This window comes from Pseudomonas macauensis, assembly GCF_047902425.1.
In the GTDB taxonomy this organism is placed as follows: domain Bacteria; phylum Pseudomonadota; class Gammaproteobacteria; order Pseudomonadales; family Pseudomonadaceae; genus Pseudomonas.
This window is the reverse complement of the sequence record NZ_CP138377.1, coordinates 1,239,739-1,253,824: the sequence shown is the minus strand read 5'-3', so window position 1 is coordinate 1,253,824 and position 14,086 is coordinate 1,239,739. Positions and strand designations below refer to the sequence as shown.

Below are 14,086 nucleotides of genomic sequence, written 5' to 3'. Positions count from 1 at the left end.
ATGGCCGGGGCCAAGGGGAAATCAGCCGCCTTCGTTGCAGTTCGTGGCGAACTTGCGGTACGCCAGGCTGTGCGCCTGGCCGTGGGAATCCAGGTAATCCATGCGGGCCTCGACGATGCCGCAGTCGAACGGCGAGCCACTGTCTTCGTGGATGGCGATGACCTGCTTCACGTCGAGTTTCTGGCCATAGTGATACTGCTCGACCGGCGTGGAATCGGCAGCCTGGGCGCCGAGGCTGGAGAAGGTGGCGATAGCGGCAAGCAGGCAGGCGCTGCCGAGGTGAAGAGCTTTCATGATGAACTCCTGTCCTGTGATGGGTTTGCCGGCGGGAGGCGGTTTGCCTTGCCGTTGGCGCCCATTTCAGTGACCGGAGGTATCGGGCTTGTGTCGCGTGCGGCGCGGGATTGCCGCGCCAGGTATCGACGGCGGCGCGAGATACAGTGGAATACAAAGCGCGCGGGGCAAGCGCGGAGCGGCGCTATACACTTCGCTCAACCCACTACGAACGAGGAACCGGCATGGACCATGTCGATCACGTACTCATCGTCGATGACGACCGCGAGATCCGCGAGCTGGTCGGCAACTACCTGAAGAAGAACGGCCTGCGCGTGAGCCTGGCCGCGGACGGACGGCAGATGCGCGCCTTCCTCGACGGCAACACCGTGGATCTGATCGTGCTGGACATCATGATGCCCGGCGACGACGGCCTGAAACTGTGTCGCGAGCTGCGCGTGGGCAAGCACAAATCCACCCCGGTGCTGATGCTCACCGCGCGCAACGACGAGACCGACCGCATCATCGGCCTGGAAATGGGCGCCGACGACTACCTCACCAAGCCCTTCTCCGCCCGCGAGCTGCTGGCGCGGATCAACGCCGTGCTGCGCCGCACCCGCATGCTGCCGCCGAACCTGCAGGTCAGCGAGGCCAGCCGGCTGATCGGCTTCGGCCGCTGGAAGCTGGACACCACCGCGCGCCATCTGCTCGACGAGGACGGCACGCTGGTCGCCCTGAGCGGCGCCGAGTACCGCCTGCTGCGCGTGTTCGTCGACCACCCGCAACGCGTGCTCAGCCGCGAACAACTGCTGAACCTGACGCAAGGCCGCGAGGCGGACATCTTCGACCGCTCCATCGACCTGCTGGTGAGCCGCCTGCGCCAGCGCCTGCTGGATGACGCCCGCGAGCCGGCCTACATCAAGACGGTGCGCAGCGAAGGCTACGTCTTCGCCCTGGCCGTCGAACTGCTCGAGCCCAACGCATGAAATCCGTCCTGCACTGGCCACGTACGCTGGCCGCGCGCCTGGCGCTGATCTTCCTCGCCGGGCTGGTGTTCGCCTACAGCCTGTCGTTCTGCTCGCAGTTCTACGAGCGCTACCAGAGCGCCCGCAACATGATGCTGGGCAACCTGGAAACCGACGTCAGCACTGCCGTCGCCCTGCTCGACCGCCTGCCCAGGGATGAACGCGAGGCGTGGCTACACATGGTGCAGCGGCCCAATTACCGCTACCTGCTGAGCGAGGGCCAGCCGGGAGAACCGATGAACATGGCAGAGGCGCCGATGGCCGCCCTGTCCATCGCCGAAGTGGTCGGGCCGCGCTACCCACTGCGCTTCGAGAACATCCCAGGCTCCATCCCGCACTTCCAGGTACACCTGACACTCAAGGACGGCAGCCCGCTGACCATCGACGTGACGCCCAAGGGCGTACCTGTGGCGCAGTGGCTGCCCTGGGTGCTGATCGTGCAACTGGCACTGCTGCTGTTCTGCACCTGGCTCGCGGTACGCCTGGCCATCCGCCCGCTGACCCGGCTGGCCCAGGCGGTGGATCACCTCGACCCGGACGCCCCGGCGCCGGAGCTGGATGAACGCGGCCCCAGCGAAGTCGCCTATGCCGCCCGCGCCTTCAACGCACTGCAGGGTCGCATCGGATCGTACCTCAAGGAACGCATGCAACTGCTCGCCGCCATCTCCCATGACCTGCAGACCCCCATCACGCGGATGAAACTGCGCGTCGAGCAGATGGACGACTCCCCCGAGCGCGAGCGCCTGTGGAGCGACCTGGAGGAAATGCAGCACCTGGTCCGCGAAGGCGTGGCCTATGCGCGCAGCATGGACGGCGCCAGCGAGGCGGCGGTGAAGGTCAACCTCGATGCCTTCCTCGATAGTCTCGTCCTCGACTATCAGGACAGCGGCCAAGCCGTGGAGCTGCAAGGAAACAGCAACGCCGTGCTGGAAACCCGCCCGCATGCGCTGCGCCGGGTGCTCACCAACCTGGTGGACAACGCGCTCAAGTTTGGCGGCTCCGCCCAGGTGGAAGTCGAGCGCGACGCCCAGGGCATCGTGTGTGTTCGTGTACTGGACGAAGGCCCGGGCATCCCCGAAGAGGAACTGGAAGAAGTGGTGAAACCCTTCTACCGCGTGGAAAGCTCGCGCAACCGCAGCACCGGCGGCACCGGCCTGGGGCTGGCAATCGCCCAGCAGCTGAGCCAGGCGCTGGGCGGCACCCTGAGCCTGTCCAACCGCGCCAGCGGCGGGCTGTGCGCTCAGTTGGAGTTGCGCCCCTCCGCCTGACACCTTGCTCGTGAAAGGACTGTACAAAGGGATACATGACGGGCTTTAGCGGACACATCCGAGATAAAGCCCGTTGGCAGCATGGCTCCACGAATCGCGGCGGCATCCCGCACGCCGCGTTCCCCAAGGAGCCTGCCATGACCCGTCCCGCCGAATCCGCCAGCCTGCATGGCTGGCGCCTGTTCTCCCTGCTGTCCGCTCTGGTGCTGATCGTCACCGCGCTGGCCCTGTGTGCCCAGCCGCAATGGGTGGACGCCCTGCGCAGCGCAATCCGCACCACCGCGCGTACATCCTTCGCGCTGTTCCTCGCCGCCTTCCTCGCCTCGTCCCTGGCGGTCCTGATACCCAGCGCCTTCACCCGCGGCCTGCTGCGCGAGCGGCGCTTCCTGGGGCTGGCCTTCGCCTTCTCCCATGCCGTGCACGCGGTGCTGATCATGCTCTACGTGAAGTTCTTCCCCGAGACCTTCTGGCACGGCCGCAGCGTCGCCGCGAACATCCCCGGCTCCATCGGCTACCTGTTCATCATCCTGCTGACCGTCACCTCCTTCCCCGCCGCCGTGAAGCTGCTCGGCGCCCGCGCCTGGAAGATCCTGCACAGCACCGGCACCTGGGTCATCGCCGCCGTCTTCGTCCTGTCGTTCTACAAGCGCCTGCCGTTGGGCTCCTGGTACCCGCTGGGCTTCGCGCTGATCAGTTCGGCGGTCGCCCTCAAGCTCACTGCAAAGCTGGCCATGCGCCTGCGCCGTGAAACCCGCCCCGCTGCCGCGCTGAGCGCTACCCGCTGAATCCGCCTTCTTCCGCGACCGGCGATGACGCCCGGCCGACACAACCTTACCCACTGTATTGCCCATGAGGTGCGCCATGACCCTGCTGCCCCTGACCCCGATCAAAGCCGTCTTCGACCAACTCGACCGTCTCGCTGCCTGGGGCTGGGACATTCCCCTGCGGCTGTTCCTGGCCTGGGAGTTCTTCGAGTCGGGCCTGGAGAAATGGCACGGCGACAACTGGTTCGAACAGATCCACGCCAACTTCCCCTTCCCCTTCAACCACTTCTCCGCCGGCTTCGACTGGCAGGTGTCGATGTGGGCCGAATTGATCGCGCCGGTGCTGTTGCTGCTGGGCCTGGCCACGCGCTTCGCTTCGGCTTCGCTGATCGTCGTGACCATCGTCGCCATCGCCGCGGTGCACTGGCCGGCACAGTGGTCGAGCCTCGCGGAACTCGCCCAGGGCTACTCGATCACCGACCATGGCTTTGGCAACTACAAACTGCCGCTGATCTACTTGGTGGCATTGCTGCCGCTGATGCTCAAGGGCTCGGGTGCGCTGAGCGTGGATGGGCTGGTGCGGCGATTCCTGGGGGCTTCGCGCGTCAGCTGATCGATCTCCACGCCCGGCTGTTCGGCAGAAACGCCCTCTCCATTGGAGAGGGCGTTTTTCTTTGTCCGTGTCGAATGATGCCCCTTGGACTACCGCCCGAGGCACAATCAGCTCGGTCGAATACAAGGAAGTTACCCATGGGCCTGTTGGTAAAAGCGCTATTTGCCGTGGCCGGCCTTGCCTTGCTCATCAAGGCAATACTGGCCGTCGAGAAGTCCGCCAAGATCGAGTTGAGAAGCCAAGCCGAAGGTCCATTCCTGGACACACTCAAGCAGCACAACATCCGCGAATACGATCTGCTGCATCAACAACTGGTCCCTGGTGCCAAAGGCCGGATGAACAAACTCTTCGAAGTGCATCGCGTGATATCCGACAGGGACGGCCGGTATTACCTGTACATTCATATCGAAAGCCAACATCCGGTACTCCAGCCCATCAGCCAGGAACGGGCACTGGCGGCCCAGCGCTACAACTGACCCGTCGCCGCGGCCCACTCGGCGCTCCTGCAGCAAGGGGCGCAAAACCGTTCGCAGTTATCCGCCACCGATGCATCAGCCAATCTCTTCGCTACGAACGGGAGTGCATGGCGGATAACGCCTGGGGCGTTATTCGCCCTACATCCGGAATTCATACCCCATGCTCGGCCGGTCGCAATCGCGCAGTGCGCAGGATGGGTGGAGCTTGCGATACCCATGCTGTGATCGCGTGGGATCGATGGGTATCGCTCCGCTCCACCCATCCTACGAGACCGATCCAAACGCCTGACGGTGGGCAAGCTCGCTCCTACACAAAAGCAAAAAGCCCGCGCACCGGTGAGGGTGCGCGGGCTGGGCTGTGGATTGGAAAGCGATCAGGGAATGACGAACCCCACCTCGATATTCCCGCGAGTCGCCTTGGAGTACGGGCAGATCTGGTGCGCCTCGGCTACCAGCTTCTCCTTATCCTCGGCCGACAAACCCGGCAGGTGCACGGTGAGCTGGGCGGCCAGGGCGAAGCCGCCGTCGGCGGTGTTGCCCAGGGAGACTTCCGCGTCCACCGCCACGTCGCCGGGCAGGCGAATATTCAGCTTCTGGCCGGAGCGACGCAGGGCGCCGATAAAGCAGGCGGACCAGCCGATGGCGAACAGCTGCTCGGGGTTGGTGCCGGGACGGCCGGAGCCGGGCGGGCTCAGCGGCAGGTCCAGCGCGCCGTCGGTGCTCTGGCCGCGCCCGTCGCGGCCGCCGGTGGTGTGGGTCTGGGCGGTGTAGATCACGGTTGCCAGGGTATCGGTCATGGTGCTTCTCCTTCAGGGGCGAGCCAATGGTAGACGACGTGAAGTGGTGCAGTTGGGGCGGGTGCCAATCACCACGCCTTGCTCTTTGAGGCTGCGCAACAGGGCAATGCCCTGCCCTTCGATGGCAGCCAGTTCGATGCCGGCGATTTCCGCCAGCGCCTTGAGGTGTTCACGGCCGGTGAGCTGCCACTGTTGCAGCGACACCAGCAGGGCATGGGCCAGGGGCGCAAGGCGCGAAAAATGCACCTTCAGGTCTGCCCCTCTGCGGGCCAGCAGCAACGCGGGTTCGGCCGGCGCTGCCGGCGGGAGGTTGTCCGGGCCGATATGGCTGACCGGCCAGGCATAGGCCAGCGGCACGGCGAGACTGGAGAGCAGCGGCACGCCGTCGAGCAGGTCGCCGTCCGGATCATGGGCCGGCTCGGCTTTATCGCTGAGCAGCAGCGCGGTCTCGATCCATTCGTAGTGGGCCAGTTCGGCCACCCAGCCGGGCTGGTCGGCGCGGCTTTCCAGGTACTCGACGAACTCGCCGGCCACTTCGGTGAACAGCGGCGTGTGGCAGCGGTAACGGGCATAGAAGTCTTCGGTGAGCGACTGCCATTGCTTGGTGCCAAGGCTCGCACTCAGCACCGGGAAGTTGCCGGCCAGCAGCGATTGCAGGTTGCCGAAGAACAGTTGCCGGTACACCGCCAGGCGCCGTGCCTCGATGCCGGGCGGTGGCTCGTTGGCCTGCGGGTCGCGGATGAAGCGGGTCATGCGCAGCTGCTGCTCGCGCAGGCTCTCAGCCATGACGCACCTCCAGCGGCCGGGCGGCCATCTGCAGCTCACGGATGCAGTTCACTTCGCCAATCAGTTCGGCCAGCGGCGGCAGGTTGAAGTCGCGCTCCAGCAGCGTCGATACCGTGCCCAAGTGCTGGTAGGCGCTGGCCAGCAGGCCCCAGACGTCGTCCTTCACGGCGGCGCCGTGGGTGTCGATCTTCAGGTCCGGCGCCTCGTCGTAGTGACCGGCCACGTGCAGGCAGACGACACGCTCGGCCGGCACGTGGGCGAGGAAACCGGCGGCGTCATAGCCGTGGTTGTGGGCGTTGACGTAGAGGTTGTTGACGTCCAGCAGCAGGTCGCAGTCGGCTTCGGCGAGCACGGCGCGGAGGAAGTCGATTTCGCTCAGCGCCTGGTAGGGCGCGGCGTAGTACGAAATGTTTTCCACGGCGATACGGCGGCCGAGGGCGTCCTGCACTTCACGGATGCGTCCGGCGATGTGGCGCACGGCTTCGTCGGTGAAGGGCATGGGAATCAGGTCATACAGGTGGCCGTCGTCGGAGCAGTAGCTCAGGTGTTCGCTGAACAGCGGCACCTGGTGCTGGTCGAGGAATTCGCGGACGCGGCGCAGGAAGACGTGGTCCAGCGGCTCGGGGCCGCCCAGGGACAGCGACAGGCCATGGCAGGACAGCGGGAAGCGTTCGGCCAGGCGGGCAAGGCCTTCACCGTAGGAGCCGCCGACGCCGATCCAGTTGTCCGGGGCGACTTCGAGGAAGTCCACCGCGCCGTCGGCCATGGTCAGCAGTTCGGGCAGCAGCGCGCGACGCAGACCGAGGCCGGCACCATGCAGGGAAACGGGAAGAGTCATGGCGGTCTCCTTCGGAGGGAAGTGCCCTCCCCGGCCAGCGGCGCGGGGAGGTGGTCGGCGCGGATCAGTTCTTGGCCTGGCTCAGCTTGCTGTACAGGTCGGACGGGAACGGCTTGCCGTTGGAGTCGAACTGGTTCTTGCGGAACTGGTAGGTTTCGCCTTCGGAAAGGAAGCCGTCGTGGTTGGCGTCGATGGCGTCGAATTCGGCGTTGGCCTTGGGCGCCACGGCCAGCAGTTCGGCGCGGGAGACGCGGCCGTCGTGGTCGGCATCGGTACGGGCGAAGGAGGCGTCGCCGCACTTGCCTTCACCGCACTTGCCTTCGGTGCCGGTAGCCTTGGTTTGGGTGGCCTTGGCCTGGGCGCCGCTGGCGCCACATTTGCCCTCGCCACACTTGCCCTCCCCGGCTTTTTCCGCCGAAGCGAGTTGGTAGCCCTGGGGCAGCGCTTCGACAGCGAAGGCGGAGGACGCCAGGTTCAGGCCACCGGCCAGGGCGACAGCGAGCAGGCCAAGTTGGGTTTTCGAGATACGAGTCATTGTGCTTCTCCAGATGCTGTGGCGCGTTCCGCGCCGGGTAATGCCACTAGGGCGAATCCCTGGAACGAGGCGCTGGAAGGGTTTCCCCTGCCGTCGCATTGTTCGTTCGGGTAGGGCTATTTCGCCGTAGCGATGTATCGCCGGCGTATCTGGAGCGGGAGTCTTTTGTATGTCTGTATCCCGTCAGGGGATGGCGGATACAAAGGAATACATTTGCGGGGGGAGTTCGGTACGGAGGGTGTTCGCGAGCAAGCCCACCCTGCGAAGAGGAGGCGCGACGCGGAACTGTAGGAGCAACTGTCTTGTCCCGGCTGAATCTGTGCCAGGGCTTTCCCCCTCACCCCAGCCCTCTCCCTCAGGGAGAGGGCGCCGTCCGTGCCGGCTGACACTACGGTTTCATCCTGCACCGAACAGTCCCCTCTCCCGCTTGCGGGAGAGGGTTAGGGTGAGGGGCCCTTGATCTTGTAGGAGCGAACCTTGTCCGCGAAATCGTCCCGGCGCGTCAGCACACTGGCCGGAGAAAAAGAAAAGGGCCGCATCAGCGGCCCTCTCGCGGGCATGGCCCACGCTTGCAGCGATGCAGGCGGGATCAGCCTGCGCGCTTGGCAGCGATGGCGGTGACCTCGACCTTCATGCCCTCGACCGCCAGTTCGGAGATGCCGACGGCGGCGCGCACCGGATAGGGCTTGCCGAAGAAGCTGCAGTACACCTCGTTGAAGGCGGCGCGGTCAGCCATGCTGGTCAGGTAGATGGTCAGGTGCAGGACGTGGTCCAGGCCGCTGCCGGCCTTTTCCAGCGCGACCTTCAGGCTACGCAGGGTGGCTTCGCTCTGGGCCTTGATGTCGCCCAGCTCGAGGCTGCCGTCTTCCAGGGTGGGGATCTGCGTGGAGACCAGCAGGCCACCGAAACCGGCCACGTCGGAGGAAATGGATTCGGGGTCCGCGTCGGGAATGAAGAAGGGGCTGTCATTCTGCGCCATGGGAAACTCTCTGCTATCAGGGGCTATGAGCGGCGCCGTTCGGCCCGCCCGGGACGCGCAGCTTAGCCTCATCCCGTCTCCCACCGCCACGCCGACTGATGTTTCCCGCAACATCGCCATTCCCCTCGCTTTGTCATCCGTCAATACATCCATCGTATGAGCGAGTGATATTCCCCTCGAACTTCACAGAGGGATTATTACAATTCAGGACATAGACCTTTTCATATTCCGTTATTTAAAGCGGGCACTCTTTCGGCATTATTACGCTGGCTTTTTCCTGCCTGGAGCGGGCAGGAGAAAGTTGATCGCAACAATGTCAACGCAACTTCCTGCGACTTCCGCCGTGGTTGATCCATGACCGGATTCATTGTGCCTGCCTATAAAAATTCCGGCCCTCACGCGATTCAACGGGCCGGGTCTCCAAGACTCTAGGGGCAATATCCATGAAGCATCTCAAACGCAGCGCTATCGTGCTCGCCGTTTCCGCCGCCGCCAGCCAGTTCGCCGGCGCCGAACCCTTCGTCACCGACCAGGCCGATGCCAAGGGCTTCGTCGACGATGCCAAGTTCGACGTGCTGCTGCGCAACTACTACTACGACCACGACGGCAAGAATGGTTTCAGCGATAACCGTGACTGGACCCAGGGCATCCTCGCCAACTTCTCCTCCGGCTACACCCAGGGCACCGTCGGCTTCGGCGTGGATGCCTTCGGCTACCTGGGCCTCAAGCTCGATGCGGGCGGCGGCCGGACCGGCACCGGCAACCTGCCGGTGGACAACCATGGCGACCCCGAGGACGACTACGGCAAGGCGGGCGCCGCGCTGAAGGTGCGACTCTCCAAGACCGAGTTGAAATTCGGCGACATGCAGCCGGTCGCGCCGGTCTTCGCCGCCGGCGGCAGCCGCCTGATTCCGCAGACCGCCTCGGGCTTCAACCTGCTGAGCAGCGAAATCGCAGGTCTTGACCTGGAAGCTGGGCACTTCACCGCCGGCACCAGCCCGATCACCACCAGCCACGACGGCGGCCTGTACGCGACCTACGCGAACGTCGAAGCCGACAGCGTGGACTACGTCGGCGGCAAGTACGCGATCACCGACAACCTGAACGCCTCGCTGTACGGTTCGGAGTTCGAGGACATCTGGCGCCAGTACTACGCCAACGTGAACTACCTGCAACCGCTGGGCAACGACCAGTCGCTGGGCCTGGACTTCAACATCTACCGTACCACCGACTACGGCCAGGCCAAGGCCGGCGAGATCAGCAACACCACCTGGTCGCTGGCCGCCGCGTACTCCTTCCTGCAGGCGCACACCGTCACCCTGGCCTTCCAGAAGGTCAACGGCGATACCCCGTTCGACTACGTCGGCTTCGGCGACAACGGCGCGGGCGCCGGCGGTGACTCGATCTTCCTCGCCAACTCCGTGCAGTTCTCCGACTTCAACGGTCCGGGCGAGCGCTCCTGGCAGGTGCGTTACGACCTGGCGATGGACACCTACGGCGTGCCGGGCCTGAGCTTCATGACCCGCTACATCAACGGCAGCAACATCGACGGCACCCACGCCGACCCGAACGGCCAGTACGTGGGCCTGTACGGCGAAGACGGCAAGCACCACGAGACCGACTTCGAAGCCAAGTACGTCGTGCAGTCCGGCCCGGTGAAGGACATGTCGTTCCGCCTGCGCCAGGCATTCCACCGCGCCAACTCCGACCAGGGCGAATCGGATAACAACGAGCTTCGTCTGATCGTCGATTATCCGCTGTCGATCCTGTAATACGGCCGATAGCCATCACGGAACAACTTTCGGACTCTTCCGAGAGTTGTTCCGCTATTGATCCTGCATTATTGCACTGAGACAGAAAGTCTCTTCCCCGAAGCGTGGTTTATCCACACCTTCGAACTTTCTAGAATTCCTGCCATCTCTCCCGCTTTCGATATCGCCTATCGTCGATTATCGAAAGATGACTCCTGACGTTGATATTGTGATTGCTCCTTCAACGTCCTTCGAGCCGCTCCCCGGAGCGGCTTTTTTTATGCCCGTCCATCACCGGCGCAATATAGGTTGAATCACACTCCAATACCGGCGGTCAAAAGCAGTGACAGTCGCGGCAAACCCAAATGCCCGCACTGCTGAAGGAGGCCACCTCATATGAGCGCGATGACTCTCGAAGGCTGGTGCAAGACCAGCGCCGACCAGAAACCCATTCCACTGGAGGACATCCATTTCTTCGTCAGCGACGCCGATCACCTGCGCCTGGAGCAGGCCGAGGACTACCTGCAGAACAGCGGCAAGCGTGACGTCATGGTGGATGCCGACCTGGACAACCTCGACCTGAAGATGCCCGAAGGCTTTGGTCCGCTCTCCGACTGCCAGTACCGCGTCTACCTGAGCCACAGTGACCAGCGCGGGCACTTCCACCTGGTGGGCCACCGGGCCAGCGATGGCAGCCTGATCTACACCAATGCCGTCCTGATCGACCAACTCCTGAGCTGAGTACCCGGACCCGGCGGTACGCAAGCGGCCGGACCGGCACCGGCCGCCGGTTCACTCGTCGCCCCTGCCTCACAGGGAGATTGTGGCGTATACCCGCGCCGTGATTTCATAGGGCCATCTGTCGGCCACGAGACGTCATCGTCCGCGCCGCCAGACGGGAACGCCCCCATTCTCCGGTGAGGAAGCAGTCATCCCATGCGGACTTCCACTGATCCTGAAGTACAGGAATACGGGCGATTCGACAGTCTCCTGCGCCTTGCCCGCTACCGCTTCGGCGCGGTCGCCGCATTGCTGGCCGACGCCCATGGCCACCTGCTCGGCTTCGATGGCCTGACGCACGAAGCGGCGCAGTCCTTTGCCACCCTGCTCTGCCTCAATGCCGCCTCGGCGCCCCTGCGCAGCAGCGAGGGCGACCTGCACCCGCTGGGCACCGCAGTCCTGCGCGCCGCCGATGGCACCACCCTTGGCTGGCTGTGCGTGCTGGACGACCAGCCACGCACGCTGGATGCCGCCACCCGATGCGCACTGGACGATGCCGCCAGCATCGCTCAGGAACTGTTCTGCCGGGCTGACGAAAGCTGCCTGGCGCTGGCCATCGCCGGCAGCGGCACGGGCGTGTGGGACCGCCACGTTCCCACGGGCGAGATTCATTACTCCCCCGGCTGGAAAGCTCTGCTGGGCTATGCCGACAACGAAATCGGCCATCGAATCGACGATGCTTACCTGCGCGTGCATCCCGACGATCTCAGCTATGTCCAGGCAACCATCAATGCGCACTTCGAAGGCCGCACGCCGGCCTATGAAGTGGAGCACCGGCTGCGCCACAAGGCGGGCCACTACATCTGGGTCTGCAGCCGCGGCAAGGTCGTCGAGCGCGACGACGCCGGCCGCCCGCTGCGCATGATCGGCACCACCACCGACATCACCGCGCTGCGGGGAGTCTCGGAGCAGCTGCGGCAGAACGTCGAGCTGCTCACCGACCTGACCGACGAAATTCCCGGCATGGTCTTCCAGTTCCGCCACCTGCCAGATGGCACCGGCACCTTCCCCTACGTCAGCGCCGGCGTCAGGGAAATCTTCGGCATGAGCGCCGAGCAGGTCAGCGGCAATTCAGCGATCCTGCGCACCCTGGTACACCCCGACGACCTGCCCGCCCTCCTCGCCTCCCTGGATGCCTCCGCGGCGACGCTGCGGCCGTGGCGGTACGAGTTCCGTGTGCTGCTGCCCGGACGAGGCATGCTCTGGCGCCAGGGCAACGCCCAGCCCAAGCGCCTGGCCGACGGCAGCGTGATCTGGCATGGCCTGTTCACCGACATCACCGAGCGCAAGCGCATCGAAGCCGAATTGCAGGTGTTGGCAACGACCGACTTCCTCACCCAGTTGCCCAACCGGCGCCACTTCATGCAGTTGATCGAGGCCGAACTGGGCCGTGTGCAACGTGGACTCGTGCGCAGCGCGGCGATCCTGATGTGCGACCTGGATCACTTCAAATCCATCAATGATCGCTGGGGCCATGGCGTGGGCGACGAAGCGCTGCGCCACTTCGCCCGCATCCTCGGCCGTGCGATCCGCCGCATCGACTTTGCCGGGCGCATGGGCGGCGAAGAGTTCGCCGTGGTGCTGGGCGATGCGGATGTCGGCAGCGCCGTGGCCTTCGCCAAGCGCCTGCAACAGCAACTGGACGACCAGCCAGTGCTGCTGGGCTGCGAGCGCATTCCGCTGAGCATCAGCATCGGCATCACGGCCTTGCAGGGCAGCGATGTGTCCGCCGAGGCCGCCCTTTCGCGCAGCGACCGCGCGCTCTATTGCGCCAAGCAGAACGGACGCAACCGCATTGAGTGCGACTAAGCGGCAAGCCGCAAGGCAGAGCGCGCCGCTGGGGGTGCGCTGTCAGCCGCCATGAAAAAACGTTCAGAATTTTTCACCATTATTGACGCGCGTTTTAAATAATGGACTTTTTGCTTCGAATGGATATTTATAAAAATCCTTTAAAAACAAAAAGTTAAAAACATTGTTCGACAATGTTTCGGCCATTATTTTTGACGCCACCCGCCGAAATCGTTTGACATATTTAACGGCTCTGGCAGGCTGGTAGGCAGGTTTCGACCGGGAAATTTCGCCTTCTGTGCGTTCCCGGCAGTGCTCGGAACCTCAGGTAGCCCAGCTCAGAGCGGTGCGCCTGCACAAAAACGATGGGCTGCAGCCCGTCCAAAGGTGACATATGTCCAACAGCAACATTGGCAACAAGAAACAGACCCTCCGCAAACCCGTCGTCCTGATGTCCATGGGCAGCCAAGAGCGCAAAGGCCACGACTATCAGGTAATGACCCACAAATACATCGTGCCCCTGGTCGAACAGTCCGATTGCGTGCCGGTACTGGTGCCGACCTGCTGCGGCATCGAAGACCTCGAGCAATACCTCGACATGGCCGACGGTGTGTACCTCACCGGCGCCGGCAGCAACATCGATCCGACCCTGTATGGCCAGGAGAACGAAACTCCCGGCAAGGGCCAGGACAAGGACCGCGACAACTTCGACATGCCGCTGATCAAGGCCGCCATCGCCCGTGGCCTGCCGATCTTCGGCATCTGCCGCGGCATGCAGGAAATCAACGTCGCGCTCGGTGGTGACATCTACCAGAAGGTCTATGCCGAACCCGGCTTCAACGACCATCGCGAAAATCCCGAAGACCCGGTCGACGTGCAGTACAGCCAGGTCCACGGCGTGCGCCTGCAGAAAGGCAGCTGGCTGCAGCAGTTGCTGGGCGACGAGATCCGCGTGAACTCGCTGCACGGCCAGGGCCTGAAGAACCTGGGCAAGGGTATCGAAGCCATCGCCCATGCCGAAGACGGTCTGGTCGAGGCGATCCACGCCCCGAGCCTGTCGCCCTTCCTCTTCGCGGTGCAGTGGCACCCGGAGTGGCAAGCCGCGCAGAACCCCGACTCGGTGAAGATCTTCAAGGCCTTCGGCGACGCATGCCGCCAGCAGGTCAAGAAGAAGCAGGCCCGAGCCCTCGCCGCCTGAGCTTCTCCCGCGTCATGAAAAAGCCCGGCCTTGTGCCGGGCTTTTTCTTTTCTGCTCCCTGTCGGGGTGAGCTTGCTCGCGAACGGATTTCAGTAGTGCTCCCGCGCTGGGCCGTTCGCGAGCAAGCTCGCTCCTACGAAGAGCCCCTAGGGCTCGTCATTCGCGGTGCGAATGGCGCCCCCTGCATGCCCTTGAGGGTGCCTCGGGCTAACCTT

Annotated in this window: 15 protein-coding genes; 9 read left to right on the top strand and 6 right to left on the bottom strand. The window is 64.1% G+C overall.

Annotated elements, in window-relative coordinates:
- Nucleotides 1-21: 21 nt before the first annotated feature.
- Nucleotides 22-294, bottom strand: coding sequence for a DUF2790 domain-containing protein (locus SD196_RS05875; RefSeq protein WP_416311130.1), 273 nt, complete (start codon nucleotides 292-294; stop codon nucleotides 22-24).
- A gap of 224 nt (nucleotides 295-518) precedes the next feature.
- On the opposite strand from SD196_RS05875, the gene SD196_RS05870 reads away from it, so the two are divergent.
- From SD196_RS05870 to SD196_RS05850, 5 genes are all read left to right on the top strand, one after another.
- The gene (locus SD196_RS05870) at nucleotides 519-1,259 is read left to right on the top strand and encodes a response regulator (protein ID WP_275610474.1); all 741 of its coding nucleotides are present in this window, start codon (nucleotides 519-521) and stop codon (nucleotides 1,257-1,259) included.
- The gene (locus SD196_RS05865; RefSeq protein WP_275610473.1) at nucleotides 1,256-2,566 is read left to right on the top strand and encodes an ATP-binding protein; all 1,311 of its coding nucleotides are present in this window, start codon (nucleotides 1,256-1,258) and stop codon (nucleotides 2,564-2,566) included. The genes SD196_RS05870 and SD196_RS05865 overlap by 4 nt, the downstream gene beginning before the upstream one ends.
- Before the next feature lie 137 nt (nucleotides 2,567-2,703).
- A complete protein-coding gene (locus SD196_RS05860) occupies nucleotides 2,704-3,351 on the top strand; it encodes a hypothetical protein (RefSeq protein WP_275610472.1) in 648 nt (215 codons plus the stop codon).
- A 76-nt stretch (nucleotides 3,352-3,427) separates the two neighbouring features.
- On the top strand, nucleotides 3,428-3,943 hold the full coding sequence (locus SD196_RS05855; RefSeq protein ID WP_416311129.1) for a DoxX family protein: 516 nt from the start codon (nucleotides 3,428-3,430) through the stop codon (nucleotides 3,941-3,943).
- Nucleotides 3,944-4,080: 137 nt separating this feature from the next.
- Nucleotides 4,081-4,419 (top strand): hypothetical protein, encoded by a 339-nt coding sequence (locus tag SD196_RS05850; protein WP_416311128.1) that lies wholly within the window; start codon nucleotides 4,081-4,083, stop codon nucleotides 4,417-4,419.
- 374 nt (nucleotides 4,420-4,793) lie between these two features.
- On the opposite strand, the gene SD196_RS05845 is transcribed toward SD196_RS05850, so the two are convergent.
- The 5 genes from SD196_RS05845 to SD196_RS05825 all read right to left on the bottom strand — a co-directional run bounded on the left by SD196_RS05845 (nucleotide 4,794) and on the right by SD196_RS05825 (nucleotide 8,354).
- A complete protein-coding gene (locus tag SD196_RS05845) occupies nucleotides 4,794-5,216 on the bottom strand; it encodes an organic hydroperoxide resistance protein (RefSeq protein ID WP_331316643.1) in 423 nt (140 codons plus the stop codon).
- Between the two features lie 12 nt (nucleotides 5,217-5,228).
- Nucleotides 5,229-6,002 (bottom strand): DNA-binding domain-containing protein, encoded by a 774-nt coding sequence (locus SD196_RS05840; RefSeq protein WP_275610468.1) that lies wholly within the window; start codon nucleotides 6,000-6,002, stop codon nucleotides 5,229-5,231.
- The gene (locus SD196_RS05835; RefSeq protein WP_331316647.1) at nucleotides 5,995-6,840 is read right to left on the bottom strand and encodes a DUF692 domain-containing protein; all 846 of its coding nucleotides are present in this window, start codon (nucleotides 6,838-6,840) and stop codon (nucleotides 5,995-5,997) included. The genes SD196_RS05840 and SD196_RS05835 overlap by 8 nt, the downstream gene beginning before the upstream one ends.
- Nucleotides 6,841-6,904: 64 nt before the next feature.
- Entirely contained in the window at nucleotides 6,905-7,375 is a 471-nt protein-coding gene (locus SD196_RS05830; RefSeq protein ID WP_275610466.1) for a hypothetical protein, read from the bottom strand.
- A 589-nt stretch (nucleotides 7,376-7,964) separates the two neighbouring features.
- Nucleotides 7,965-8,354 (bottom strand): RidA family protein, encoded by a 390-nt coding sequence (locus SD196_RS05825; protein ID WP_275610465.1) that lies wholly within the window; start codon nucleotides 8,352-8,354, stop codon nucleotides 7,965-7,967.
- 443 nt (nucleotides 8,355-8,797) lie between these two features.
- Between SD196_RS05825 and SD196_RS05820 the strand changes: the two genes are divergently transcribed.
- The 4 genes from SD196_RS05820 to SD196_RS05805 all read left to right on the top strand — a co-directional run bounded on the left by SD196_RS05820 (nucleotide 8,798) and on the right by SD196_RS05805 (nucleotide 13,871).
- Nucleotides 8,798-10,126, top strand: a complete 1,329-nt coding sequence (locus tag SD196_RS05820) for an OprD family porin (RefSeq protein WP_275610464.1) — start codon at nucleotides 8,798-8,800, stop codon at nucleotides 10,124-10,126.
- 375 nt (nucleotides 10,127-10,501) lie between these two features.
- Entirely contained in the window at nucleotides 10,502-10,846 is a 345-nt protein-coding gene (locus SD196_RS05815; protein WP_275610463.1) for a hypothetical protein, read from the top strand.
- Between the two features lie 195 nt (nucleotides 10,847-11,041).
- Complete coding sequence (locus SD196_RS05810) at nucleotides 11,042-12,694, top strand: diguanylate cyclase (RefSeq protein WP_416311127.1); 1,653 nt, start codon at nucleotides 11,042-11,044, stop codon at nucleotides 12,692-12,694.
- A gap of 373 nt (nucleotides 12,695-13,067) precedes the next feature.
- Nucleotides 13,068-13,871 (top strand): gamma-glutamyl-gamma-aminobutyrate hydrolase family protein, encoded by an 804-nt coding sequence (locus tag SD196_RS05805; RefSeq protein ID WP_275610461.1) that lies wholly within the window; start codon nucleotides 13,068-13,070, stop codon nucleotides 13,869-13,871.
- Nucleotides 13,872-14,086 lie beyond the last annotated feature (215 nt).